The following is a 25,282-nucleotide window of genomic DNA, read 5'->3' on the forward strand; positions in this document are numbered from 1 at the left end:
TCTATCTAAAATAAATCTTTAAAATTAACATTAAATGCCTTGATATGATCAAAATGAAATAAATAGCATACTTACCTCAATCTGTTCCTAAAAATTTCGACCATTTATTTTTAGTAAAACATATTAAATAAAAATTTATCTTACATTAAGAGTTGATTAATCAAACCTTGCTTTATATTTTATTATATTGCTCAATTTTTATTTGGCTCTTATACTTTCTTAAGACGATTTTAGGTAGGTATTATCATGAATATTTTATTAGTTGAAGACGATTTACAACTCGGTAAAGCGCTTTGTCGCGGACTTGAAATTGCGGGTTTTCAACCATGCTGGGTCAGATTGCTTGCGGATGCTCGCGTTCAATTAAAACAGCGCCCTTTCGATTTAATGCTCTTAGATTTAGGTCTACCTGATGGTGATGGGCAAGATGAACTGATTGCACTCAGAAAAAGTGGCGAGAAAATCCCGATTATTATTTTAACTGCCCGCACTCAAATTGATAATTTAGTACAAACATTAGATTCAGGTGCCGATGATTTTTTACCAAAGCCCTTTGCTATGCCTGAACTTATTTCTCGAGTAAAAGCAGTGAGTCGCAGAATGGCCGGTTTCTCTTCACAAATATGGTCTATTGGCAATTTACAACTTAATCCAGCAAACCATCAAGTCACTTTAAATGACGAATTGCTTTTATTATCAGGTAAAGAATACCAATTATTATATGAATTAATGCGTAATACTGACAATGTGGTACGTAAATCAGAATTAGAACAGCGTTTATTTGGTTTAGACGATAAAATTGAGAGCAATTCCCTTGAAGTGCATATGCATAATTTACGAAGAAAAATAGGCAAAGAACGCATTATCACCGTTCGTGGCGTAGGCTATTTACTAAAAAAAGAAACTCATTAAATGAAGATCCGCTCCTTCTTTATTTACACCATAGTCCTTCAGATTATCTCCATAGTTATGCTTTGGGGCGTTTGGTTGGCTTGGATACAATTTGATTATCTTGCTGATTTCGAAGATGTGTATAACAAACAGCAAGAAATTATTGCTGAAGGTTTTGCTAATACTTTAGAGATTGTTGCTGACCAACCTGAAGTTCTCAAAGAAGTTGCTCATAATTTACAAGGTATGTATATCGACGCCATGCTCAATGGTGAAGATGATGAACTACAATATCTACCATGGTTTATTGCCTTAGATGCAAATAATACTCTGATTTATACTAATCGTCCTGAGTTACCTATCCCTACCAAAGTACTTTCATTAGCATCAGAAAAAGTATCTGTCGCAGGTGAAAAGTGGATACTCTCTTTTAGCTGGGGAGAAAAACATAAAATAAAAGTGTTTATTGGTGAATCGGTTGAAGACAGAGGTCATGTTATTGGTAACCCTGTTGAAGGAACCTTTGTGCCTTTCCTCTTTATTCTCGCGACTGTTATTTTTGCAATTTTAATTACCGCTTATTTTAGTTTACGCCCTTTAAGACAAGCGGCAGAGCTTATCTCTAATCGTAAGCCACGTAATTTAACACCGATTAATGTAGGTCAGCAATTTAAAGAAATTCGACCTATCTTTAAAGAGCTAAACCAATTAATGGCTAGAATTGACGCGGCTAATATTCGTGAAAAACAATTTATGGCAGATGCCGCCCATGAATTAAGAACACCAATAGCTGCTGTTATCGCACAATTACACCTGCTCACTTTAGTCGATGATCAACAAGAGCGTGAAGAAATTATTGATGATATGAAGCAATCCCTTGATAGAGCAGCCGCTCTTTCTCATCAATTAATTGATTTGGCGCGATTAGAATGTGACGATTTCCCATTAAAAATAGAATCTTTTGATATCTATAACGTCATTGGTAATGCAATAGCACAACGCGTTCCTTATGCGATTACTAAAAATATTGAGTTATCACTTAATGAAGGTCATGCTTTAACGCTTAAAACCGACAAACAGGCTTTACTCTCTATATTTAATAATCTGCTTGATAATGCCATTAAATATTGTCCGAAAGGTAGCCAAGTTGAAGTAACTATAGAGAATCGATACACGGAAGGTATCCATGTTATCGTGCGTGATAATGGCCCTGGAGTCGCAAAAGAACATCTCAATGTTCTATTTTCACGTTTTTATCGCGTTCCTGGTTCTAATGAAACAGGGAGCGGATTAGGTCTATCTATTGCACAAAATCTCGCTAATAAAATTCAAGCATCGCTAATTATTACTGAAGGACTAAATAATAAAGGGATTGGTTTTATTATTGTTCTACCTTTAGAAGCTAAATTATCAGACAGCGATTAATAGATAGAGAACTGAGATTCCAAAATAGAAGGAGGTAATTATGCCTCCTTTATATTTTATCGCGATGAAGCGCTATAGGATGTTATCCCCAAAGATTAATTAACCCGCGTAGACCTGCTGTTACGATTGCGGCACTAAGCACAATCATAATGAAAGGTTTTTTCTGCCAAGTAAGTATGCCTGCGACACCAACCCCCATAATTTTTGAAATATCAGCAAGTTGGTCGCCATCAAAAAATGTCGATGTCATCGCCACCGAAAACAAAATAACAATCGCTGATAATGAGAGAATTCCTTTAACTCTCTCTGATACAGCTGCTTTATTATTAAGTAATATTCCGGAAAGACGCATGGCGTATGTACCAACAGCAAGAATAATAATTCCTGTAATAATAGAAGCCGTGGACATTATATTTTCCTTATCACAAACAATACGCCTAATAGCGATAATAAAACAGGTATCCCCGCAGGGAGGAATAATGTGGTTGCGAGTGCAATAATGCTCCCTATTATTGCTGCATGACGTGTTAGTTTATTTTTTAATGCTGGTAAACTTAATGCAAGAATAATAGCGGGAAACATTGCATCTAGCCCTAACATCTTTATATCTACAATAAATGATCCTAAGTACACACCGAGCATGGTTCCCAGAGGCCAAACAAGTAAAATGCCTAAGCCACAAGCCCAAAACGCTAATTTATTTTGTTCAGCGGTACGTTGAGATAAACCAAAGACAACACTTTCATCATTTAAGATATGAAAACCTAATAAGGATTTAAGCCCTTTTCCTGGTAAATCCTTTACTGCCATACTAAAAGGAATATGTCGTGCATTAACCATTAATCCAGCAAGAGCAGCATATATTGCACTTCCTCCCATCGCCACAACACCAATAAAAAGAAATTCAGAAGCACCGGCTAAAACAAAAATGGATAGCACTAATGGCACCCAAAAATCAAAGCCTTGTGTATGTGCCAAAGCACCATAAGAGATACCAACGATACCATCTGCTAATGAAACAAGCACAATATCTCTAAGTACGTTATTATCAAGACGACTGTTAATTTGCATAGAATGTAGTATTTTTTATCGAACCATTCGTTCATTATGTTGAACGATTTATTTTTTTGCAAGATGATTTTTGAAGGAAGCTATGATGCCATCGCCTTGTGCGCCTATTGAAATTATTTCTCAAGCACTGGCTAGAGAAAGAAAAAAAGCAGGTCTTTCTCTTGCTGAAATAGCAAGACGAGCGGGTGTTGCAAAATCAACATTATCTCAATTAGAAGCAGGACAAGGAAATCCAAGTATTGAAACACTTTGGGCTATTTGTGTTGCGTTAAATATCCCTTTTTCTCAACTTATTTCAGCGCCACAACCTGAAGTTAAGGTGATCCGTAAAGGTGATGGTTTTAAAATTAGTGCAGAAAAAGCGTATTATCATGCTTTTTTACTTTCTTCCTGCCCTGTAGGTGCAAAACGCGATATATACACTGTCATTGCACAGCCGGGCAAAGATAGAGTTTCTGATCCTCACAGCAAGAATGTCACTGAACATATTATTATTATTAGTGGTAGTGCAATGGTGGGAACTTTAGATAATCAGCAAGAATTACAACCCGGTGATTATATTTGCTATCCCGGTGATGTCACTCATGTATTACGAGCTTTAGAGCCTGATACAACTGCTGTTATGATTATTGAGCATCATAATTAACGCAATAAAATGATAAATTTACCGCACTGCTATATTGCAATAAAAATATGAAAGCAGTGCGATAAATTTGATAAAAAACATCTGTCTAGTTAATTATTTTTTAAGTGCTTTATCAAGATAGATCTCTCGTAATCGTTGAGATAAATGCCCAACAACTCCCTGATTTATATCTTCATTATCAATTGAAATAACGGGCCAAATTAAGGTAGTTGCAGAGCTAATAAAAGCTTCTTGTGCTTTTTTTGCTTCATCAAGTGTAAATTGGCGTTCTGTTATTTTAAGCCCTTTTTCTTGTGCTAATTGAATAATCGCTTGGCGTGTAATACCAGGTAAAATATCTTGGCTCAGTGGTCGTGTAATAATTTCATTATCATGATTAACAATAAAAAAGTTACTTGAACTGCCTTCTGTTATATAGCCATCTTTAATTAAAATAGCATCGTCAGCACCCTGCTGATGTGCATGATGTTTTGCTAAACATGCTGCTAATAATGATACTGTTTTAATATCACAACGTTGCCAGCGAATATCTTCAACACTAATTACTGAAATTCCTTTTTTTGCATTAGGATGATTAACTACTGTTGAATGTTGTACAAAAGCAACGATTGTGGAGGGGACAGATAAAGATGGAAAATCAAAAAAACGAGAGGAATCGGCACCTCGTGTTATTTGTAAATAAATGAGCCCTTCATGAAGATTATTCTTTTCGATAAGTTGATGATGGACATCAATTAACAACTCTTTGGTAATGGGAAGTGACAAACCTAATTCTTTGCATGAACGCTGTAAGCGTTGAAAATGTTCATTAAAATCAATGAGCTGACCATCAATAACAGCAGTAACTTCATAAACGGCATCTGCAAATAAAAAACCACGGTCAAAAACAGATATTTTAGCCTGCTCTTTAGGTACAAAGTGACTGTTTAAATACACAATATCAGACATTTTACCTCCGTTATAAATTTTATTAACAATTTATCTTAATCCACTACCTTACTCCTTCAGTTTTCTATTTTAAAGATGCTCCCCCACTCTTACCTTTTTTTAATTATAGTTTTATGTAACTCAGTCATGTTATATAAGCAAAAATTGCTATAATTTAACTTATGTACCAAATATAAGGATAAGAGGTGGCTATGTTAGATATTAATAAAAACAATTTATCTCAGCTAACAGAGAAACTGGTTAAAAAACAATGCACTTTAATGACTATTATTGCTACATTGGGTTTTATTGCAGGTTTTATCTGCATAATTAACCCTCTTTCTTCTGGCATTGTAATCAGTGTATTACTTGGTGTTGTCTTTTTTGCCTGTGCGATATCCAGCATTATTGGTGGTTTTAATGCTCAAGTTTCTTCTGGTTGGTCAATGTTGATTACGCTATTAGCGGGTTTTATTTATCTTCTGCTTGGTTATATTTTTGTCACTGATCCACTAAAAGGTATGCTTAGTCTCGCCTTTTTTATCGGTTTTTTGTTTATATTTGCGGGTATACTGCGCCTAAATATAGGCTTTAAACAGATCAAAGATAATTTTTATGGCTGGTTTAATATCTTGGTTGGATTTTTAGATTTAGTCATTGCCTATTTCTTACTTGCTTTTGGTCCTGAAACTTCAGTGGCACTTGTCATGGCGTTAATTGGTATACAACTTATTTTGAGCTCTATCACCCTGTTATCAATAACCAGTGCGATAAAACGAATGACTCGTTAATTGACTACTCAGTGATAATCACCTTATTGATTTTATATAGACTAAGAGCCACATAAAGTGGCTCTTAAGTAGAAAACAGAATAGATTAATATTAAGCACAAGGTAAACGCAGAGATACCGTATACATATTTTCTCCACACAAGTAGCAATTTCCCGTTTTTTCAAAGACCATCACCTGAATACCGAGTTGCCCTACTTCAATATTAGGTAACGCATCCGCCAAAATACTCTCTAATGCAGGTTCAACAATTTCAACCATATTAATAGGATCATTATTAGGTGTTGTATCGTGCAAGAAATTCCCTAAACGAGGATCATCGGCATAAATTTCTAATGTTGAACGATATACCAACGTTCTTTCACTGCTATTTATCTTAGAATAACCATTAAAGATGATAACCATTTTTTGGATATTCATTTGCGCTACACGGTTTTTAATTTGTAAACATAAAGAAGGAACAAGTCTAATATTGACAGAATTAAAGTAGCGATCGCAAATCTGAGGAATAGTGACACTAATACAAGGTTTTGGCGCAATATTCTTAATTTGCTTGCTGCATTCCCCCGTTAAAGAGTTATCAACAATAATACGCTCACGTCGAGAAAAACAGATATTATCGAAGATATCAACTGTAAAGAAAGAAATATAATGAATACCATTTGTTAATGATTGATTTTCTAATCTCACAGAAACGGCTGATTTATCAGTGCATGGCAACATCTTAAGTTGATCATTAAAATAAAATCCAACTTGTGTGCTTTCACTAATATCACGACCTAAAATTAGGTTTGCGTTAACGCAATAATTTTCACTATGATAGCTGAGAATACCATTTAATGTTGCAGGCACTTTAGGAGAAGGTAATTTCTCCGTTGTCATTTCAACATAATAATCTCGTGATTTAATTGGCTTCGTTGGATCTTCGCTATTTTCAGTTTCAGCATGGAATATAGCAATTTGTTTAGGTTCACTCTTTTTAAATTTGACTTTAAAATTTGCAATACCGTATTTGTTCGTTTTACCAATATTACTTTTCTCGCCATCGGCATTATAAATATCTGGCTCAACAGCTAATGTACTATTCTCTACATCGTAAGTTAATTTGATTTCTTTATTTTGAACATCTTCCCCTTCTTTATCTTGCAGATGCACCACAAAACTTTTAGACACACTTTCCCACTGACTTGGCCATTGCATAGATTCTGAACGTATTGTCAACAAGTCATCAAATTTTTCACAATTAGACGCTGAACAGTCGGTGTTAGGATTGGTTTTAGGTGGAGTAACACGAATTTGTATTGGCGTTGCGTAATAAACCGTATTTTCATCATCTTCATCTTTTAAGATCAATTGTAATGATGCCACACCACTTCGATTACCCGTTAAAGAGATCTCTGTTTTACTGTCATCCACTATCGTAATGTAGACATCTTTGTTATTTGGCAAAATTAAAATACCTTTCGGACTGGTACGCCATTCAGCCAAACGTAGATTAATTCCCGTAACAACCACCTCATATTTGATAACTCGATTCATTTTGACTTCATTATCAGGATCATCAGGAGATGATTTTATCTGATTGAATTTAATTTCCACATTAGGATCAATGACGACTTGAGCATGAGCATCATAAACAGGTGGTGTCGGTGCTATTGCATCTTTCTCACCTTGTAAAATTTTTTGTAAACGTTCTTCTTTTGTCTCGATATTCATTGAGTGATTTCCTTTCTGTTCCGATTCCATGTTTAGCTTAAAGTAAAAAAATCGAGTGAAAATCACAATAGAAAAAAGGCAACTAAGCATTGTTAACAAAGAAAACAAAAAAACTCCTTATAAACAATAAGATAAACGAATACCTTATTGCACTCAGTATGGTCCATTGCGCAAAAAACAACTGCGCAATAAAAAATAATTTAAAATTTAAAATATTTTTGCATAAAGCTATTGACTGTTATGGAAATGTGATTAAAATCAATCTCAGAAAATATTTGTGACATGAATCACATTTTATTAATAGGATACTTAATATGAAATCAATGACTTCTTTTATTACTAACCTGCACCAAGTTGTTGTAAAATTATCATCAACTCGTTTACTGTAATTATTTGATTTAAAATAAAATACAGCATAAAGCCAGAAATAGCGCCCTCATCGCACAAAAGACTATTTCTGGCTTTTATTCACGCTGCTACGCTTATTTACCATTTCATTTCCCCCCTCCTTTTTCGTAACAAAAAATTCACCTCCTTGAACTAAGTTCTCTTTTCTGTACTCTGAATAAACAACCTAGATTAACTATGAGGATATTTTATGCAGCAGCAACTGCTTACATGGATACGTCAATTCAATGAGGAGTATGCCCAAGTCGCTTCTCTCCTACTCGTTTTAGCCATTATTTTTCTTGTCGCAATCATTCTTCATTTTATTTTGCACAAGTTAGTCTTACCTAAAATTTCCAAAGCAATAAATCAGTACGACCAGAAATGGCAGCTTTCTCTAGAAATAAATAAACTATTTAGCCGTTTTGCTTTTTTAATCCAAGGCGTTGTTGTTAATATCCAAGCGCTGGTGTGGATGGGATCAGGTAAAACACAAGAAATTCTCACCACCAGCGCGCAAGCGTGGTGCTTAATTTTTGGCTTATTGATGCTTTTCTCTATTATGGATCTCTGCATGCAGATCATGAGAAATTCATCCTCATTTGGTCGATTACCCTTAAAAGGTATTTTTCAAAGCTTAAAACTCGCCGCCTCTGTGCTGATTGGGATAATGATTATTTCCCTACTTATTGGTAAATCACCCCTTATTTTACTCAGTGGTCTAGGCGCCATGACGGCGGTATTAATGTTGGTGTTTAAAGATCCTATTATGGGATTAGTTGCCGGTATTCAGTTATCAGCAAACAACATGATAAGCCTTGGTGACTGGTTAGAAATGCCTAAATATGGTGCTGATGGCGCCGTCATTGATATTAGTTTAACAACCGTTAAAGTGCGTAATTGGGATAATACGGTAACGACTATTCCAACTTATTCTCTCATTTCAGATTCCTTTAAAAACTGGCAAGCAATGACAAAATCAGGAGGACGTCGTATTAAACGAAGTCTTGCTCTTGATATTAACAGCATCCATTTTTTAGATAAAAAACAACTTGATGATCTAGAAAAAGCTCACTTGTTGGCCCCTTATATAAAAAATAAGGAAAGTGAAATTAATCAATTCAATGCAACCTTAGGCAATGAATGTCAAACACCATTAAATCAACGAGGCATGACCAATATTGGAACTTTCCGTGCGTATGTTGAAGCTTACTTAAAAAATCATCCTCATGTTCATCAGCAAATGACGATTATGGTAAGACAATTAGCACCAACCTCGGATGGGCTTCCCATTGAAATTTACGCCTTTACGAACACCACCGTTTGGGTTCAATACGAGGCAATTCAATCAGATATATTTGATCATATCTTTGCTATTTTGCCTCAATTTGGCTTAAGGGTTCACCAATCTCCAACAGGAAATGATGTCAGAGCACTCAGGTTTCCTGATAAAAATAATCCACAATAAATTAATTTAGTATTAAGTAAAAAAGAAGAATAATTCTTCTTTTTTACTTTTCTTATTAACAAATATTTTTAATCTCTTATTTTGTTATCATGTTAACAATCTTGTTTTTCTCTATTATTAATAAATATCGTTATATTATTTTATATATATCGAACGATTGTTAATACCTATTTATTTGATATTTCATTTACCACTAAAGTGGTATTAATCAGAAATTGTAACCATTTGTTTAATAATTATTTTTTTATATAACGTTATTAACATTTTTTATATTGATATAAATCATTATAGGTAGAGGGGTTATAACTTAACATATATATACAACTTTACTTGTTGTAAAAAATGTTAGGGTAATGTCAATGTCAAAAATTAAAAATAATACTTCTATTACTGAAATGAGTCGGCGTGGATTCATTCAGTCTGCAGCCGTTATTTCTGGCGCAGCTGCTGTTGCAGGAACGGTTTCATTACCATTCGCTGCTAATGCTCAAAATCCCCAGGGTATTCGTCCTGATGAGACTTCTGAAACCATCAAATACAGTGCATGTTTAGTGAACTGTGGTAGCCGTTGTCCATTAAAAGTGCATGTGAAAGATGGCGTTATTCGTCGTATTTCTAATGAAACGATGTATGACGATTCAACATTTGGTCTTCACCAAATTCGCCCATGTCTACGCGGTCGTTCTGTACGCTGGAAAACCTATAACCCCGATCGTTTAAAATACCCAATGAAACGTGTTGGTAAACGTGGTGAAGGTAAATTTGAGCGTATTTCTTGGGATGAAGCCACTTCAATCATCGCGGAAAAATTAAAATATACCATCGAAAAATACGGTAATGAGTCTATTTATTACCAATATGGTACAGGCTCTACAGGTGCAAACTTACACGGCCGTACTGCTTGTAAACGATTATTAAGTACTGTTGGTGGTTTTTTAAGTGACTATGGTACTTATTCATACTCTCAATTAACCGGTATTGTGCCTTATGTTTATGGTGACATGCTGGAATCACTATTAACAGAAATTGAGAATTCAGACTTAGTTGTGATGTTTGGTCATAACCTCGCTGAAACACGTATGTCTGGTGGTGGTCAGTTCTATGAAACGTTAAATGCGTTAGATAAGAGCAAAAGTAAAGTTATCATTATTGACCCTCGTCGTACCGACAGTGTGACAACATTAGGTGCCGAATGGATACCAATTTATCCAGGTACTGATGCTGCGTTAGTCGCTGCATTAGGCTATGTGATGATCCAAGAAGGCATCACCGATGAAGATTTCTTACGCGAATATTGTGTCGGTTGGGATAAACAAACATTACCGGCATCAGCACCTGAAAATGGCTCTTATAAAGATTACATTTTAGGTAATGGCCCTGATGGCATTGCAAAAACACCTGAGTGGGCAAGTAAATTAACCGGTATTTCTGTTGCACGTATTATCCAATTAGCACGTGAAATTGGTGGTGCAAGAGCTGCGTGGATCTCTCAAGGTTGGGGTATTCAACGTACTTCAAATGGTGAGCAAGCATGTCGTGCGATTATGATGCTACCATTAATGTCAGGTCATATTGGTCGCCCTGGTACAAATACAGGCTGTTGGGGGGGTAACGTTGCTTATCCAGTTGCCAGTTTTGCTCTGCCTAACCCAGTTAAGACCTTGATCCCAACATTTATGTGGTCTGAAGCAATTGCTCGTGGTGATCAACTGACCAGCAAAAATGCAGGTGTCAGAAATAAAGATAAACTCGATACGGGTATTAAATTTATGTGGTGTTATTCCAGTAACGTGATTGGTAACCAACACGCTGACTTGAATAAAACGCATGATTTACTGCAAGATGAATCAAAATGTGAGTTTATTTTAGTGTGGGATAACCACATGACCCCCTCTGCAAAATACGCTGATATCTTACTGCCAGATGTGACAACCGTTGAGACAAACGATCTTATCAATAACTCTTACGCAAGTGGTGCTTACCACTATGTTGTCCGTTTACAAAATGCGATTAAACCACTTTGGGAAAACCGCCCTTGCTATGATGTCTTAACCGATATTGCAGAAAAGATGGGTACCAAAGAGCAATTCACTGAAGGACGTACTTATGAAGAGTGGATTGAATATTGCTATAACCAAATGCGTGAGAAAAACCCAGCACTGCCTACATTTGCAGAAACTAATGATGTAGGAATTATCGATCGTAAATTACCTAACCGTAATCAATACGTTGCACTTGAGGCATTCCGTCAAGATCCTATCGCTAATCCATTGAAAACAGCGTCAGGTAAGATTGAAATTTATTCTGAAAAACTGATGCAAGATACTGAAGGCTGGGTTTTACCCGAAGGCGACCGTATCCCTGCAATTCCAGAATATTGTAAGAATGAAGAAGGTGTTGAAAACGTTAAGCTTAAAGAGAAATTCCCTCTGCAAATGACGGGTTTCCACGATAAAGGTCACGTTCACTCAAGTTACTATAACGTTGCTATGTTACGTGAAGCTATCCCTCATCAATTCTGGTTAAACCCAATTGATGCGGCTGAACGCGGATTAAAATCTGGCGATATTGCTGAGATTTATAATGCTCGTGGCCGTTTAAATATTCTCGTCAAAGTAACCGATCGTGTATTACCTGGTGTGATTGCAGTACCGCAAGGTGCATGGCGTTCACTTGATACAACAGGTGTAGATACCGGTGGATGTATTAATACATTAACAAGCTGGCACCCATCGCCGTTTGCTAAAGGAAATCCACAACATACAAACCTTGTTGAAGTGAAACGTGCATAAGGAGTTAACTCATGAAGCAATATGGTTTTTATTTTGACTCCACTAAATGCACTGGCTGTAAAACCTGTCAAGTCAGTTGCAAGGATGAAAAAGATTTAGATTTAGGCCCTAAATTCCGCCGTGTTTATGAATACGGTGGTGGTAGCTGGGCAAAACAAGACGGGATCTGGACACAAAATATCTATAGTTATTATTTATCCATTTCTTGTAACCATTGTTCAAACCCGACTTGCGTTGCCGGTTGTCCAACTGGCGCTATGCATAAACGCGAAGAAGATGGTTTAGTGGTTGTTAACCAAGATATTTGTGTGGGTTGCCGTTATTGCGAATTACGTTGCCCGTATGGTGCACCACAATTCGATGAGAAGAAAAAACTCATGTCTAAGTGTGATGGTTGCTACGAACGTGTAGCACAAGGCATGAAACCGGTTTGTGTTGAGTCTTGTCCTCAACGTGCGCTTGATTTTGATGATATTGAAGTGATCAGAGCAAAACATGGTACTGAATGTGGTATCGCACCAATGCCTGATCCTAGTTTGACCAATCCAAATATCGTGATCAAAGCACACAAAGAAGCGAAACCTTCTGGTGATAAAACCGGCTCAGTTCAAAATGCGGCGGAGGTATAAACCATGCATGAACTTCCTCTAGTCTTTTTTACTGTTTTAGGTTCGTCAGCAGCTGGTCTGTTTCTTATTGCTTATATCAGTAAAAAATTAGGTCAAATTGATGAAAACCAACTACGTAATGCGAATATTTTAGCCCTGATTTTAACATTAGTTGGCTTAGGTATTGGTGGATTACACGTTGGGCAGCCACTGCGTTTTTTCAATATGCTTTTAGGCGTTGGTCGTTCTCCAATGAGTAACGAAGCGTTTTTAAGTGGTGTGTTTACAGGTTTTGCTTTTGCCACTGTCGCACTCACTGTAATGAAAAAATGGAAAGGCTTACGTGAAATTTGTAACCTATTTACCGTTGTTTTTGGTCTAGCATTTGTTTGGTCTATTCCGCAAGTTTATCATATTCCTACAATTGCTAACTGGAATACAGGCTACACCACATTGCAATTCTGGATGACACTGTTAGTAGGTGGTGGTGTCTTAGCAATGGCAACAGGTGCAAGACGTTTAGGTGCATTGTCCTTTATTATCGGTGCCATTATTACTTTTGCTACTCGCTCTGGTTATGTCAGCTTCCTTGGTTTTACAGGTCCAGAACTCAGCGCTGATCAATCTCTCTTTTGGGGATTCCAATTAGCTGTCTTAGCATTAGGCGTGGTTATCGTAGGATTTACTGCAGTAAAAGCGCAAGCATCAAAAATGACGTTAGCAACATGTGCTGCTGCGGTCATCATTGCCGAATTATCCGGTCGTATCGCCTTCTATAATTTATGGCATATTACGATGTAATCTTGATGTTATGGCTGATTAATCCGCCATAGAAAAGAAACAAAATGCATACCCGAAAAAAAGGTATGCATTTTTTTTAGAATGAAGAGCCAGGTTGTTGTAAAAAATTTAATTCTTCTGGTGTGGATGTTCGTCCTAAAATTTCATTACGATGAGGATAGCGACCATATTTATCAATAATTTCTTTGTGTCTTAATTCATATTGATAAGTATTTTCATCATTAAGCTGAGAAAACAAAATAACCGCATCTTGATGAATTTTAGGCGATTCTGAATGCATAAATGGCATGATCATAAACTTACGTTTAACCGGTGTTAATGTCAGATATTCAGGTAACCGGATAGCTTCTTGCGCTAAGATTAATGCTATATTATCTTGGGCAAAGGCTTTTGGCGTATCTCGCCAAATATTACGTGAGAACTGATCAAGAATAATGACCTCAGCTAAGCGCCCTTCTATCGTATCTCTCCATGATGCCAACTCGCCACGACTCGCGCTTAAACATAATTCACCAAATCTATGGTTAATTTCTTTATCAAACTGAGGATCTTTTTTAAACCATTGCTCTGGTGTACATTCTTCAAACCAAAACGTCAAAGTTGATTGATAAGGGATCATAAAAACTACCACGCTAGTTGTTTATTAATCAAAACAGCGTTTATTTTCATCAAAATAAACGTCATTGACGGGTTACTACTTTAATAAGTTACCATTTTAATATCGCAACGGCTATTAACCCCTATCCGAAATGAACATAAAATAAATCCCCTTTCCAATCTTGAAAGGGGATTTTAAATGCTTCCTAGCTAACGCTTAAATCCATTAAGTCGCGCCATCCATAAGCCAATTTATCTACAAGTATGTATAAAATGGCATTGACTCCATTTATTACATTCTGTCGATATCATGATGTAATAGAATTAGCCTGTACATTTTACAAACATCAACGTTATCTCTTCATCACTATCCTGCCTTAAAAATCAGCATTTAAAAATGTTAATTTTTATAGTGGAACCACTAAAAAAGATCTATACCACTCTGTTCTATTTTTTATAGAAATTCATTTTGAGACAATAAAGATTGTTATAAATAATAAATTAAATCAATCTATTACATTTTATTTTTTTGATTTATTGACTTTAACCTTGTTATTATCTTGTGTGATTACCCATTGAAGAAACTAGAGATCAAAAGTGAGATGAATGTTTAAAATTCACACATTAGTCATGACATTTATTGAAAAGTTTGCCCTATTCCTCTGTTTCTTTAACAATTTTGGAGTACAATTGTCGCAGTCTATTTACTGAATGATCTGTTATGTCTGCTATCTCTATTATTGGAATAAGCTACCTTATTGGAGCTGTAATATCGTTTATTATTACTTTCTTTTTAACCAAAGATCCTAGCCTAGCCATGCGACTTTTAAGTGCATTATTAATCGCCTTAACTTGGCCTCTTAGCTTTCCTATGGCACTTATCTTCTCTATTTTTAGCTAATTTTTTCAATTTCAACTTAATAAAAGTAGTTATATTCTATTAAATTAGAATAATAGCTATTTATAGTTTCATTCTTAAATAAATATATTCATGGATTTGCAAAAATAACACTTTTAGCTTAGATTTTATCTAAAAAAGAATATCTAATTGCTCGTTATTTTACTCAGTCGATTACAACCTTATCAAGTAATATCAGCATGTTATAATTAATATTAAACTTATCGAAATAGAGCATCGCTTTAAACGCTAATTTTAGAGTAAATATTTTTATAAATTTACAATCAAACTTAATTTCATTACAGTATCTTATGTAAATTGGTCTGATACGCGTATTATTTACTATCACCAATAATAATTTTTTAATTAGAGCTAGAATATGTTTAGTGAAAATGTCATTACAGATATTATCTATTGGATTGAAGAAAATTTAGAGAAAGATCTAAAACTTGAGAATGTTTCACAAAAATCAGGATATTCCAAATGGCATCTTCAACGCATGTTTAAAGAGCAAACAGGATTGACATTAGCGTCTTATATTCGAGCAAGACGACTTTCTTGTGCTGCTGTTGAATTACGCTTACAAAGAACGCCACTACTTGATATTGCGTTAAAATACCGTTTTGATTCGCAACAAACTTTCTCTAGAGCGTTTAAAAAGCTATTTAATATGACGCCCTATAATTACCGTAGAAAAGAAAATTGGCAAGCTCATGGCTTTACATTGCCATTAAGAAAATTTAGTGGTTTTAATTTAGATATTGAAATCGTTACTATTGATTCTCTCTCTTTAACGGGAATAGATCATACCTATAAAGCCAATGCAATCGATTGGAATTTTAGTACAGAAAAATCACGAGAAGAGTACTGGAAAGTGTTCTTTCAACATGCACTCTACAAACATGAGCGGGTTTATGCTTTACACAATATTTTATCTAAGAAAAATAATGAATTAACGATAAAATATGCAACTATGATGGAAAATAAACCTGAAATACATAATACACAATTTTTGCATAGAGCACATATTGAGAATGCCAAATACCTTAAATTCACAATCCCTGAAAAATTACTCACATTAGAGTATAAAGATATTATCTATAATATATATGGTATTTTACTTAGAAAGTTAAATATACCTAGAAAAAAAGGATCACCGGATATTGAGGAATATATTTTTAAAGAAGAATATCCCGTTTCTAACCTAGCTTACAAACCGATTCCTTTAGTGAAAGATGTGAATTATTATATTCCGATCGAAATTGAGCTAAATGATAAAAATAAGATAAAATAATTTTGTTAAAAACCATCTATTTCTAGATGGTTTTTTCGTCTAATACGCTATAAGAAATTATTTTTACTTAATAAAACAATAAATAATTTCAGGATCGTTTTCATCAAGGTTTTCAATGCAACCACTTTCAATAAAACCTGACTGAATTAACATATTTCGCATTGCATGATTAGATTTATTGGTTGATGTAAATAGCTTATCTCCTTGCGTATTTTCCTGAAAATAAGTAATCAGGCATTTTCCATAACCTTTCTGGCGATACTTCTTATCTATCATCACAAGTTCAATAAATGGGTTATTAAAAAAGTGATGATGAATAACACCATATCCCACCACTTCCGCATTACTCTCAAGAAGGTAAACAGCTTGGCTATCAAGCCAAGCTTTAATTTCATCAATACGTGAGGCGTTCTGTTGAGCATAGGTATCTAACTCAATAAGCGCAGATAGGTGATGGTATGTGGCAGGAGTGATTTTCATGGTTTCTTAGTCTTACTACTATTGAGAAATATTAATAGCTAGAAGAACAAAATTTAATATTAAAGTTAATTAACTAGCAACAAAAACTCTGACTATTCCTGTGTTTCCCTTACCAAAAGCACGATGTATTCGTTTACCATTGTTAGATGTTTTGAACGTACACCAGTTATTATCAGAGTGACCACACCACATTGGAATATTATCAACAGGGGGCATTATAAATGAAGTCCACTGACTACCACCTAGATCAACCCATACTATTTTTCCTCGAATATCTTCATTTATATTAACACCATTATCACTTAGCCAATCACCGTTATATAGCTCCTTCCAACCAGTTACTTTATATTTTGCGAATCGGTTATCACTTTCTGCTTTAGTGTAACTACTCCCAGCAATGGCATAATTCCCTTTTGGCTGATACTTATTATCAGATTCACCTTTTGAATAACTATACCCCGATGTTAAATAATTCCCTTTTGGCTGATATTTTCCATCCGATTCGCCCTTAGAATAACTATAACCCGATGCTAGATAATTTCCTTTCGGTTGATATTTTCCATCAGACTCACCTTTTGAATACGCCCCCACATCACCTGCGGTCGGTTTATTTTGACTATTAAACTCTTTCGCCCATGGTGTAAAACCTCCAGTACCGTACTGGCTACGAGAATAAATACGGCTCGTGTTATAAACATAATAAAGCTGAGTAATACCCGCATTTTTTAAAACAATTAACGTACCCGCCATGGCTTCTGGGTAATTTAAATTTGTAGTCGCATTTGCATTTGCTGGCTGAAAATAGATACCCGCCGTTTTATAGTTATTTAAGTTTTGATTAGCGCCAATTGAAATAGCTTGACCATTAAAAATATCTTGCGAGGTTATCGTCACATCACCACTTAATGGCTTATCATTAACTTTACGCGTGGTAGCAACATAATTACCTTTCGCTTGATATTTATTATCCGCTTCAGATTTTGAGTAACTATAACCTGCTGCTTGGTAATTTCCTTTTCCCTGATATTTACTATCCGATTCTGCTTTAGTATAGCTTTCACCTTTAGTTGCATAATTTCCAGACGGTTGATAACTTCCTTTTGGCTGAAATTTACCCTCTGATTCTGCTTTTGTGTAACTATCCCCTTTATTCGCGTAGTTTCCAGCGGGTGCATAATTTCCTTTGGGTTGATATTTGGTATCTGTTTCCGCTTTAGAATAACTGTGACCTTCAGCCTGATATTTACCTACGGGTTGAAAGCGTTTATCTGCATCACCTTTAGAATAAGCACCAACTTCATTGGCGGTAATATCCGCTTTTAATTCAATCCAGGCATTACCTGCAACTGGCTCGACATTATTATTTTCTATTTTAGACTGCCAAGCTTTATTCTTATGATAAACCACACTACGCATTGGGTAAGGCTTGCCCGCTTCAGACCATTTTGCAAAACCCTGTAATTGCATTTCGCCAATAGATTCGGTGATATCGTGAAATAAGCTATTCATTTTTTCACGTTCAATATCTTTTGCTGCTGGATCAGTCACTTGGTCACGCTCATAATCATAACCATAACCTTGTGTATAAGACACAGAACCATCAGATTGGATTTCTACAGGCACAACGGTTTTATCCCCTTGTGTTGCAAAGGGGGTTTTAAATATTTTAGTCATAGGAATTATTCTCCGAAATTACTCTTCAGAAAGTTTTTACGATATTGACCATAACCAAACGCTTTTTTGGTTATGATGCGATATTTGACACCCACGCCAGAAGGACGCGGCATTAAGTCGAAGTTCTCTAATAAAAGGCGTAAACGTTCATCTGGATTAAAATTAAAAACGTAATACATATACGTCATATCAAAAGGATCAAGCACAAAGACTTTGCTATCTTCACGCCAGAAGAAACGTTTAAGAAATTCATTAATATTAGTTACGGTAGGGCTTTGAGTGAGATTGAAATAACGCATTCTCACCAACATTCTTTTTTGATCTAACGTCAGCGATAGAGTGTAATCAGCATTTCGTCGAAAGTTTGCCTTAAAATTAGTTTTCTTTTTACCAAAACCAAACCCTATTTTATTTTTATCACTCGGTGGAATATCTATCCCTAAAGGCACATCTAAAATACGTGACCATACGGATAAACCAAAGTCGTTAGCTGTATCAATATTAAAGACATCTCGATACCAGTTTTGCCAGAATGAAACTGTAGATTGATGAAAGTAAGCCGCTTTTAAATGCGCTAATGCTTTTAGCTTATCTGCATTTTCATATTGCCAGAGGATCGCTTTGAGTAGATCAGAATGAAAATCAAATTCTTGAATATTCATACGATCACCACTTGTACCGCCCCTTTTGGTAATCGGGCAATCTGATTAAGACCAATAGGAATTAATGCAACATTCCAATTCTTTCCATCTGTTGAAAGCTCAACTTTAGTGACAAATAAATGAGGCTCAACCGCATTAACCGCAGCTGAAATTTCAAAAGGAGAAACGTCTCGCCCAACCACCAGCCCATTATCACCTTCTATTTCACCCTGTACCCATTTCTCTAATGCATTAGGAATAATGGTTTGAGCATCAATATTGGATTTCTTTACCGAAACACGGCAAAACACAGGTATTTCTTTCGGTCGAGAGAACTTAATAGGATATTCCTGACCACTTGCTGGCTCTATTACCTTTATTTCAATATCACCATTAAATGCAGCACCTATTGTTTTTGTTCTTAATAATGATTTCGCAATTTCATGGCTATCTCCACCTTCTACACAGACATAAATGCTATGCGGTAATAATGAAATACCATCAACAATTAATGCGTTATCATTAAAATTTTCACGAAAAGAGAGAGAATTAACACCCTCTAATTCATATAATGAAGAAGTTATCGCGTCTGCAACACTGACTGTATTTTTAGCTAGTGTTTGTTTACGCCGACGCCTTGCCTTTATATCTGACTCAGCATGACGACCAACAACAGCATGGGTTAAGTTATTCACTTTTTCCCATCCTAATACAGAACTTGCTACTTTATTTAATTGCCCAATACCACAAGTAATAGGACCATATTCTTTGGCTCGCATATCACCTTTAATTTTTCCATTATTAGCGATAATTAATGGTGTTAACGTTTCAAAAACAGCCCCCGTTATTGTAATTGCCTGAGAGCCTTTAGGAATAATAGTACCGGGAATACCCGTAAACTCGACATGACTTAAATAGGAATGTGTGGCATTAATACGCTCTCCGCCCATTAACGCCCATATTGCATCGAGAAAAATGCCCCCCGCAATATCTGGGTTTATTTGATTTGCCAGTTCAGCATTATTACGAACAATCGCATCTCTATTTTCAATTTCCATGGTTGCCAATACCCCTTGTGGGGTTTCTGGCGATAAATTAATAGATTGACCAAATACAGTACGAAATTCATCTTCGACGTTATTTCGTAACGTCGATGTATCTGGCACAATCACTCCTTTATTATTAATATAACGATAGTCAGCCATTCAATGTAAATCCTCCATATATCGTGCGTATATCTGCCTGATATTTCAATATTCCCTCTTCTAGAAAAGCATGGAAATAGGTGATAGAGACAACTTCCTCTATTTCAGCAATCCGTTGTCGAAACGCCATTTCAAATAAAGGAAGATCAACTTGTCGGCTAAAGGTTGCTGACCAATAAGGAATACCTTTATCTTTTTTATGTAGCATTTCACCACGCACCGCTTTAATAAAATGCTGACAAAGATTTTTTACGGCTTCATCGTTGTCACAAATTTGGAGATTACCATCAGCACCTATCGCAAAATCATTCTGCTGGTTTATTGAAAATGTCCTCATATTGGACTCCCTGTATTGTCTTTTCCTGCTTGCACCCCACTATGAGTATGTGTTGAGCCGATATCTTTTCCGTTATGGCGCATCAGCCCACCTTGTGAATCGCTATTACCATTTACAGCGTAGTTGCCATTAACAGTAACATTGCCGGTAAATATCGTTTCAGGCGACTTAATTTCATACTTTGGCGTTTCTAATACCACTTTATCGTTATGAAGAGAAAAACAGACTGAGCCATCCATTGATTGAATAACCAAGGCATCAATGTTCTTCCCATCAATTGCCCATCCTTTGATCGTGTCAGGAAAAAACATCGCATCGCTAAACGAATGTAATCGCGTTGTATTGGGTTGATCTTCTAAACCTCCACGTTGAAAAATAAGGCTAATATCGCGATCACTCGCTTTTAACCAGCCAAAATCACCTGGTTTAATGGGGGCTCTAATAAAAAATCCACCGCCACCAAAGCGAAACACGGGAATATTAGCAACAGGAGCTCGAGAGATTTTTTCATCATCGGTAGTCAACATCATGACTAACGGTTTGATCATGGCTCTATTTGTCTGCTCATCATAATTAATTACCGTTGCGGGTAACATATCATCTGTATTCATCATTAAATGGCGAAATGCTGACGAAAAAGCGCCTGCCAATGAACCAACACTGGCAATATCATTATTAGGTTTGCTCATAATTAGGCTCGTTTACACGTTGCGGTATAGGTGAAATCGGCATCATGTGAAGCAACTTTAAACTCAAGCTGCTCAATAATGTAATCACCATTTAGTGAGGTATTTAATTTGCTATCAAGGCGGAGCATTCCACCTAATTCAGAAGTACTATCAATAAGATAGCTCACCGTTAATCCACTCTCTGTGGCTTTGGGAATGCCGATCATGCCCGAATTCATATTCAAAATACGAAATCGATTTTTTAATGCTTTATCGTCATCTTTTACGAATAGCGTATCATCATCAATAAAAGCTTTAACATTTCCTGACTCTTGTAAACGCTCTATTTGATGTAATGCAGAGCCACAATAATACCAATTTGCAATATTCTTATCGGTCGCCTGAAAATCTAATTTCACACCACAATCATTAGCAATGGCTAATGCAATTTCACTTAATTTTTGCATTGCGCCACCACTAGAGGAAATAATTTTTCCAGAACAATGATGACTAGTTTTTGCCGATAACGTTACGGTGACATTCGGAGGAGAATCTATTTCTGCACTGACAATATCGCCAACAAAAAGCGAAAACACACCAGTGTTAATTCGACCAACTTCTAAATAAAGCCGCCGAACTTGTTTATTTTTATTATAAGGGCTGGTTTCCGTCAGTAAATAATCTCTTGTCTCGGCATTAAGCCCTGTAATAGCAACTTTACATTCGTTTTGTAATGGATTTGCATATTTTTTTCCTCCTGCTGATATGCGTAATCCTTCATACCATTGAAGCCTTTCTCCGACCTCAATACCCACCCTTATTCGTCGAAGATCCATCTTCATTACTCCAATACACTAATGATTGTGTTTTTGTAAATTCCTCATACCACGGTAAAGCATCATTTTCTGTGAGAAAAATTAAATTAATCCCTTGGTTTAAATAGCGGTAAGGAATAATCGGTGTATTAGCAACCAGACGAATACCTGTCATCAGCACTTCACCGTCTCGCTCAATATCACAAAACATCGTTTGATTAGCGACTTTTAGCGTAAATATCCAATCAACGCCCGATATTTCAACAGAAAATTGTTGATTAGGAATAGCTTGTAATGGAATTTCTTGCATTTTGTCTATCTCCTATTTTTCGTTTTTTCCTGCTCGTGTTGATTTTTTACTTTTGATATTTCCACGATTGACTGTCGAAGTTTGTTTTGGTTTTTTAGTCGATTTAGGGGATTTTTTATTATATTCAGGCTCTATTGTTTTCCATTCTATAAATTTAAGTTTTAATTCCATTGCATCCACTTTTGCAGGATCTTCATCATGAGTCAGACTTTCTAACAACATAGGTTGATAGGTTCTAACTCTAGTTTGAATGCCCACCAGCGTATGTTCGTCATAAAGCTGTTTTATAATAGAATAGCGATGTGCAATATCGCCCGTTAATAGTAAATCGACACCAATACTAATAGGATTAATAACAACGTGGTCGCTACGATTTTCACCATTTTCAATCGCAAATTTAATGGCTTGATGACTATCAGTAACTGAGACTTTAGTCAGATTAACGCTATCAAATAGCGTTACAAATGACTCTAAATCAAAAATTCTAACTTCAGTTATCATAATTAACTCTTTAATCCACTAGAGTGTTGCTGTGAAATTTCTTTAGCACCTTTATCTTTCAATACGTCATCTAAAGCTTTCGCAACACCAGGGCCATCCGTGGCTTGTGTTTCAATTTTGATTTCACCAATTTGAACATTACTTTCATTTTTAATGCTTGATTGGTTACTGATCATTTGGCTGGTCATCGGGTTTAAACTATTTGTCGAAGATAGTGTTAATCCATGATTTAACGCATTCACATCTTGTATTGGATTATAATATCGTACCGCAGGGTTTGACTGTGGCATGGAATAATTGAGACTGCCTTCGTCAGATAATTTTCGTTCTACTTTCTGAACAACAGTGACTTCTTTTTCAGCATCTTCCATTCCCAAAAAGCTTTTTGCTGATTGCCAAATTCCTTTTATGGAATCAATACCTTCATTAACCCAACCTAATATTTTCTCTATATATTCCCACATCCAACTAAATACATTCACCACAGCATCAGAGACAAAAATAAAGACATTAATTATTGATTGTCCCCACTCGATAATACTATTAATGCCCGCATTAAGCGCAATAACAAATTGTTCAAATGCATCAGATATATAATTCCAAGCAGCAATAACATGTTCAGCAATAGCCTTTGAAGCAATCTTTAGAGATTGAACAAAAACTTGCCATGCTTCCCATACAACCATTATGGCGTCTTTCAGCGCGGGGTATTGATCCAAAATACTGCCTATCATTGAATCATTACCATTAATAAAATTCATAATATCGTCATAGACGAGTTTAAATGCCGTCGCTAAAAGGCCAATAACAGCGGCAATGGCTAATATAGGAAGTGCCGTTGCAAGTGTGGCAACTGCCGCAGATACCATCGCGGGTAAATAATAAATAGCAACAGCGCTACCAATAGCTGAAAAAAAACCAATAACAAAATCTTTATTCTCAATACAGAAATTAACTAATTTATCAAACCACGTTATGCCTTTTGCAAGGACGGGGATAATTATCTCCAAAAAGTTATTTTTTAATTGTGCCGCTAATTGATCAAATTTATTCATTACCGCATTAAGTTGAATAGAACTTTCGATACTTTCATCATTAATACCAGAGAATTGTTTTTGCACCCCCATTGTACGCTCTAATTCTTCGCGACCTTTCATCATTAATTCAATGGTTTTTTCATCCACAACACCCAATTTTTCTAGCTCTTTTTGGGCCCCCTCAAAGTTCATTTCTTTGACTTTATCGGCGGTTTGTAAAAGCTGTTCAATAGGATCTTCTGTATCATTAAATGCATTAGCCATTGCCGTTAAATCCGCTTGAGCAGCTTCTTTTGTACCTCCCATTTCAGCCATGGCACCCGAAAAAGCATCGATATCGATAGCTGCGATACCTATTTTTTTACTCAGTTTGTCTAGTGACTCGATTTCTTTGGCACGATCTAATGAAGCAGAGAAAACCTTTTGCAAAGTACCCATAATATCCTTAACACCCGTGGCGTTAAGAATATAATCCTTCATTTTCTCTACGGTTTTTTGATAGCTTTTACCTGTTTCATCAACACTATCGCCTAATCGACGTTGAGCCTTTGCTTCTTTAACTGCAGCCTCAATGCCTTGTGTTTGCATTGTGGTAATAAAAGTATCGTAATCGGCACCTAATTGTTTAATCAGTGCATCGATAGCAATTTTACTTTCTTTATTCTTCTTCTCTGCTTCAGTTAACACTCCCAATTCATTATTCAGTGAGGATAGTTGCTCCTCCATAGCATCATATTCAGCATTGAGACTTGCTAAAATATGCGCTTCAGCTGCACCGTTGTTATTGACCAATCCTCTTTGATAATCTAATACCGACATAGAACTTTTCAGATCATCAATACGTTGTGTTACTGAATTAATTTTGTCTTGCGTTTCACTAATATTAAGATCAATATTTATTGGCTCATTAAGTGATAAACCCAGCATACCCACTAAGATTTCTTGCAAGAATTTATCAAACTCTTGAGTTCCCATTAGTGCGCTTTTAACAATGCTTTGAATTGAATTTTCAACGGCTACAGAAGCACTTATAATTTCATCACTATTAAATGAAATACTTATGTCATGATCTTCCGGTAGTTCACCAAGATTGAGATGAATTTCTTGAACAAAATTATAGAAACCAGTCATCCCCCCAGAAACACCCTGTTCAATATTTTTCATTTCAGCAAGAATTTCATCTGCTGATTTTCTGATATTTGCTAATGCACTATCAGAGACTTCAGCCTCCAACATCAGTACCTGAGAAAATACCTGTAATAGAGACATTATCTCTCCTTTGACGCCGCAAGCGCCTCGTTATA

The 25,282-nt window shown here is 35.8% G+C and carries 25 protein-coding genes and 1 pseudogene; 10 read left to right on the forward strand and 16 right to left on the reverse strand.

Features of this window, described 5'->3' with window-relative positions; genetic code table 11:
* Positions 1-246 precede the first annotated feature (246 nt).
* A complete protein-coding gene (locus DK865_RS06530; protein WP_023581774.1) occupies positions 247-912 on the forward strand; it encodes a response regulator in 666 nt (221 codons plus the stop codon).
* Positions 913-2,316, forward strand: a complete 1,404-nt coding sequence (locus DK865_RS06535) for an ATP-binding protein (RefSeq protein WP_109391477.1) — start codon at positions 913-915, stop codon at positions 2,314-2,316.
* Between the two features lie 82 nt (positions 2,317-2,398).
* Here the strand turns inward: DK865_RS06535 and DK865_RS06540 are convergent, their stop codons facing one another.
* The gene (locus DK865_RS06540; RefSeq protein WP_109391478.1) at positions 2,399-2,728 is read right to left on the reverse strand and encodes an AzlD domain-containing protein; all 330 of its coding nucleotides are present in this window, start codon (positions 2,726-2,728) and stop codon (positions 2,399-2,401) included.
* Positions 2,725-3,387 (reverse strand): AzlC family ABC transporter permease, encoded by a 663-nt coding sequence (locus DK865_RS06545; RefSeq protein ID WP_023581771.1) that lies wholly within the window; start codon positions 3,385-3,387, stop codon positions 2,725-2,727. Before DK865_RS06545 ends, DK865_RS06540 begins: the two co-directional genes overlap by 4 nt.
* An 85-nt stretch (positions 3,388-3,472) precedes the next feature.
* On the opposite strand from DK865_RS06545, the gene DK865_RS06550 reads away from it, so the two are divergent.
* On the forward strand, positions 3,473-4,033 hold the full coding sequence (locus DK865_RS06550; protein WP_036912670.1) for a helix-turn-helix domain-containing protein: 561 nt from the start codon (positions 3,473-3,475) through the stop codon (positions 4,031-4,033).
* 93 nt (positions 4,034-4,126) lie between these two features.
* Here DK865_RS06550 and DK865_RS06555 read toward each other — a convergent pair whose 3' ends face one another.
* Positions 4,127-4,981 (reverse strand): D-amino-acid transaminase, encoded by an 855-nt coding sequence (locus DK865_RS06555; RefSeq protein ID WP_109391479.1) that lies wholly within the window; start codon positions 4,979-4,981, stop codon positions 4,127-4,129.
* 191 nt (positions 4,982-5,172) lie between these two features.
* On the opposite strand from DK865_RS06555, the gene DK865_RS06560 reads away from it, so the two are divergent.
* Positions 5,173-5,751, forward strand: coding sequence for an HdeD family acid-resistance protein (locus tag DK865_RS06560; protein WP_109391480.1), 579 nt, complete (start codon positions 5,173-5,175; stop codon positions 5,749-5,751).
* 91 nt (positions 5,752-5,842) lie between these two features.
* Here DK865_RS06560 and DK865_RS06565 read toward each other — a convergent pair whose 3' ends face one another.
* Complete coding sequence (locus DK865_RS06565; RefSeq protein WP_109391481.1) at positions 5,843-7,465, reverse strand: hypothetical protein; 1,623 nt, start codon at positions 7,463-7,465, stop codon at positions 5,843-5,845.
* 598 nt (positions 7,466-8,063) lie between these two features.
* Between DK865_RS06565 and DK865_RS06570 the strand changes: the two genes are divergently transcribed.
* The 4 genes from DK865_RS06570 to DK865_RS06585 all read left to right on the forward strand — a co-directional run bounded on the left by DK865_RS06570 (position 8,064) and on the right by DK865_RS06585 (position 13,521).
* On the forward strand, positions 8,064-9,320 hold the full coding sequence (locus tag DK865_RS06570) for a mechanosensitive ion channel family protein (protein ID WP_109391482.1): 1,257 nt from the start codon (positions 8,064-8,066) through the stop codon (positions 9,318-9,320).
* Positions 9,321-9,679: 359 nt separating this feature from the next.
* Positions 9,680-12,112 (forward strand): DMSO/selenate family reductase complex A subunit, encoded by a 2,433-nt coding sequence (locus tag DK865_RS06575; protein WP_023581765.1) that lies wholly within the window; start codon positions 9,680-9,682, stop codon positions 12,110-12,112.
* 11 nt (positions 12,113-12,123) lie between these two features.
* Entirely contained in the window at positions 12,124-12,741 is a 618-nt protein-coding gene (locus DK865_RS06580; protein WP_023581764.1) for a DMSO/selenate family reductase complex B subunit, read from the forward strand.
* A 3-nt stretch (positions 12,742-12,744) separates the two neighbouring features.
* Complete coding sequence (locus DK865_RS06585; RefSeq protein WP_109391483.1) at positions 12,745-13,521, forward strand: dimethyl sulfoxide reductase anchor subunit family protein; 777 nt, start codon at positions 12,745-12,747, stop codon at positions 13,519-13,521.
* Positions 13,522-13,597: 76 nt separating this feature from the next.
* On the opposite strand, the gene DK865_RS06590 is transcribed toward DK865_RS06585, so the two are convergent.
* Complete coding sequence (locus tag DK865_RS06590) at positions 13,598-14,140, reverse strand: DUF924 family protein (protein WP_109391484.1); 543 nt, start codon at positions 14,138-14,140, stop codon at positions 13,598-13,600.
* 699 nt (positions 14,141-14,839) lie between these two features.
* On the opposite strand from DK865_RS06590, the gene DK865_RS06595 reads away from it, so the two are divergent.
* Positions 14,840-15,019, forward strand: a complete 180-nt coding sequence (locus tag DK865_RS06595; RefSeq protein WP_036912664.1) for a GhoT/OrtT family toxin — start codon at positions 14,840-14,842, stop codon at positions 15,017-15,019.
* A 376-nt stretch (positions 15,020-15,395) separates the two neighbouring features.
* Positions 15,396-16,310, forward strand: coding sequence for a helix-turn-helix domain-containing protein (locus DK865_RS06600; RefSeq protein WP_023581761.1), 915 nt, complete (start codon positions 15,396-15,398; stop codon positions 16,308-16,310).
* Positions 16,311-16,373: 63 nt separating this feature from the next.
* On the opposite strand, the gene DK865_RS06605 is transcribed toward DK865_RS06600, so the two are convergent.
* The 11 genes and pseudogenes from DK865_RS06605 to DK865_RS06660 all read right to left on the reverse strand — a co-directional run bounded on the left by DK865_RS06605 (position 16,374) and on the right by DK865_RS06660 (position 25,247).
* Positions 16,374-16,790: a GNAT family N-acetyltransferase gene (locus DK865_RS06605; RefSeq protein WP_023581760.1), complete on the reverse strand. Its 417-nt coding sequence runs from the start codon at positions 16,788-16,790 to the stop codon at positions 16,374-16,376.
* Positions 16,791-16,859: 69 nt separating this feature from the next.
* Positions 16,860-18,119: a pyocin knob domain-containing protein gene (locus DK865_RS18805; protein ID WP_407681495.1), complete on the reverse strand. Its 1,260-nt coding sequence runs from the start codon at positions 18,117-18,119 to the stop codon at positions 16,860-16,862.
* Positions 18,093-18,464 (reverse strand): annotated as a pseudogene (locus DK865_RS18730) (hypothetical protein); the annotation flags it as partial. The pseudogene DK865_RS18730 and the gene DK865_RS18805, both read right to left, overlap by 27 nt.
* Before the next feature lie 5 nt (positions 18,465-18,469).
* Positions 18,470-19,126: a DUF2612 domain-containing protein gene (locus tag DK865_RS06625; RefSeq protein WP_109391485.1), complete on the reverse strand. Its 657-nt coding sequence runs from the start codon at positions 19,124-19,126 to the stop codon at positions 18,470-18,472.
* The gene (locus DK865_RS06630) at positions 19,123-20,310 is read right to left on the reverse strand and encodes a baseplate J/gp47 family protein (protein WP_109391486.1); all 1,188 of its coding nucleotides are present in this window, start codon (positions 20,308-20,310) and stop codon (positions 19,123-19,125) included. The genes DK865_RS06625 and DK865_RS06630 overlap by 4 nt, the downstream gene beginning before the upstream one ends.
* Positions 20,303-20,647 (reverse strand): hypothetical protein, encoded by a 345-nt coding sequence (locus DK865_RS06635; RefSeq protein WP_109391487.1) that lies wholly within the window; start codon positions 20,645-20,647, stop codon positions 20,303-20,305. The genes DK865_RS06630 and DK865_RS06635 overlap by 8 nt, the downstream gene beginning before the upstream one ends.
* Positions 20,644-21,336: a Gp138 family membrane-puncturing spike protein gene (locus tag DK865_RS06640; RefSeq protein WP_109391488.1), complete on the reverse strand. Its 693-nt coding sequence runs from the start codon at positions 21,334-21,336 to the stop codon at positions 20,644-20,646. The genes DK865_RS06635 and DK865_RS06640 overlap by 4 nt, the downstream gene beginning before the upstream one ends.
* Positions 21,337-21,338: 2 nt before the next feature.
* Positions 21,339-22,151 carry a baseplate hub protein gene (locus DK865_RS06645; RefSeq protein ID WP_109391489.1) on the reverse strand — a complete coding sequence of 271 codons (813 nt, stop codon included), beginning with the start codon at positions 22,149-22,151 and terminating at the stop codon, positions 21,339-21,341.
* Positions 22,120-22,440 (reverse strand): phage baseplate plug family protein, encoded by a 321-nt coding sequence (locus DK865_RS06650; RefSeq protein WP_109391490.1) that lies wholly within the window; start codon positions 22,438-22,440, stop codon positions 22,120-22,122. The genes DK865_RS06645 and DK865_RS06650 overlap by 32 nt, the downstream gene beginning before the upstream one ends.
* Before the next feature lie 12 nt (positions 22,441-22,452).
* Complete coding sequence (locus DK865_RS06655) at positions 22,453-22,941, reverse strand: phage baseplate protein (RefSeq protein ID WP_109391491.1); 489 nt, start codon at positions 22,939-22,941, stop codon at positions 22,453-22,455.
* Between the two features lie 2 nt (positions 22,942-22,943).
* Positions 22,944-25,247, reverse strand: a complete 2,304-nt coding sequence (locus DK865_RS06660; RefSeq protein WP_109391492.1) for a coiled-coil domain-containing protein — start codon at positions 25,245-25,247, stop codon at positions 22,944-22,946.
* Between the last annotated feature and the right edge of the window lie 35 nt (positions 25,248-25,282).

This window comes from Proteus cibi (genome assembly GCF_003144405.1).
Lineage (GTDB): Bacteria > Pseudomonadota > Gammaproteobacteria > Enterobacterales > Enterobacteriaceae > Proteus > Proteus cibi.

Coding starts and splice junctions, on each gene's coding strand:
- DK865_RS06590 (WP_109391484.1), bottom strand. CDS start 14,140: ATGATCCCTTATCAATCAACTTTGACGTTTTGGTTTGAAGAATGTACA.
- DK865_RS06545 (WP_023581771.1), bottom strand. CDS start 3,387: ATGCAAATTAACAGTCGTCTTGATAATAACGTACTTAGAGATATTGTG.
- DK865_RS06580 (WP_023581764.1), top strand. CDS start 12,124: ATGAAGCAATATGGTTTTTATTTTGACTCCACTAAATGCACTGGCTGT.
- DK865_RS06570 (WP_109391482.1), top strand. CDS start 8,064: ATGCAGCAGCAACTGCTTACATGGATACGTCAATTCAATGAGGAGTAT.
- DK865_RS06555 (WP_109391479.1), bottom strand. CDS start 4,981: ATGTCTGATATTGTGTATTTAAACAGTCACTTTGTACCTAAAGAGCAG.
- DK865_RS06640 (WP_109391488.1), bottom strand. CDS start 21,336: ATGAGCAAACCTAATAATGATATTGCCAGTGTTGGTTCATTGGCAGGC.
- DK865_RS06605 (WP_023581760.1), bottom strand. CDS start 16,790: ATGAAAATCACTCCTGCCACATACCATCACCTATCTGCGCTTATTGAG.
- DK865_RS06565 (WP_109391481.1), bottom strand. CDS start 7,465: ATGAATATCGAGACAAAAGAAGAACGTTTACAAAAAATTTTACAAGGT.
- DK865_RS06585 (WP_109391483.1), top strand. CDS start 12,745: ATGCATGAACTTCCTCTAGTCTTTTTTACTGTTTTAGGTTCGTCAGCA.
- DK865_RS06635 (WP_109391487.1), bottom strand. CDS start 20,647: ATGAGGACATTTTCAATAAACCAGCAGAATGATTTTGCGATAGGTGCT.
- DK865_RS06630 (WP_109391486.1), bottom strand. CDS start 20,310: ATGGCTGACTATCGTTATATTAATAATAAAGGAGTGATTGTGCCAGAT.
- DK865_RS06530 (WP_023581774.1), top strand. CDS start 247: ATGAATATTTTATTAGTTGAAGACGATTTACAACTCGGTAAAGCGCTT.
- DK865_RS06660 (WP_109391492.1), bottom strand. CDS start 25,247: ATGTCTCTATTACAGGTATTTTCTCAGGTACTGATGTTGGAGGCTGAA.
- DK865_RS06550 (WP_036912670.1), top strand. CDS start 3,473: ATGCCATCGCCTTGTGCGCCTATTGAAATTATTTCTCAAGCACTGGCT.
- DK865_RS06595 (WP_036912664.1), top strand. CDS start 14,840: ATGTCTGCTATCTCTATTATTGGAATAAGCTACCTTATTGGAGCTGTA.
- DK865_RS06655 (WP_109391491.1), bottom strand. CDS start 22,941: ATGATAACTGAAGTTAGAATTTTTGATTTAGAGTCATTTGTAACGCTA.
- DK865_RS06560 (WP_109391480.1), top strand. CDS start 5,173: ATGTTAGATATTAATAAAAACAATTTATCTCAGCTAACAGAGAAACTG.
- DK865_RS06625 (WP_109391485.1), bottom strand. CDS start 19,126: ATGAATATTCAAGAATTTGATTTTCATTCTGATCTACTCAAAGCGATC.
- DK865_RS06575 (WP_023581765.1), top strand. CDS start 9,680: ATGTCAAAAATTAAAAATAATACTTCTATTACTGAAATGAGTCGGCGT.
- DK865_RS06535 (WP_109391477.1), top strand. CDS start 913: ATGAAGATCCGCTCCTTCTTTATTTACACCATAGTCCTTCAGATTATC.
- DK865_RS06600 (WP_023581761.1), top strand. CDS start 15,396: ATGTTTAGTGAAAATGTCATTACAGATATTATCTATTGGATTGAAGAA.
- DK865_RS06645 (WP_109391489.1), bottom strand. CDS start 22,151: ATGGATCTTCGACGAATAAGGGTGGGTATTGAGGTCGGAGAAAGGCTT.
- DK865_RS06650 (WP_109391490.1), bottom strand. CDS start 22,440: ATGCAAGAAATTCCATTACAAGCTATTCCTAATCAACAATTTTCTGTT.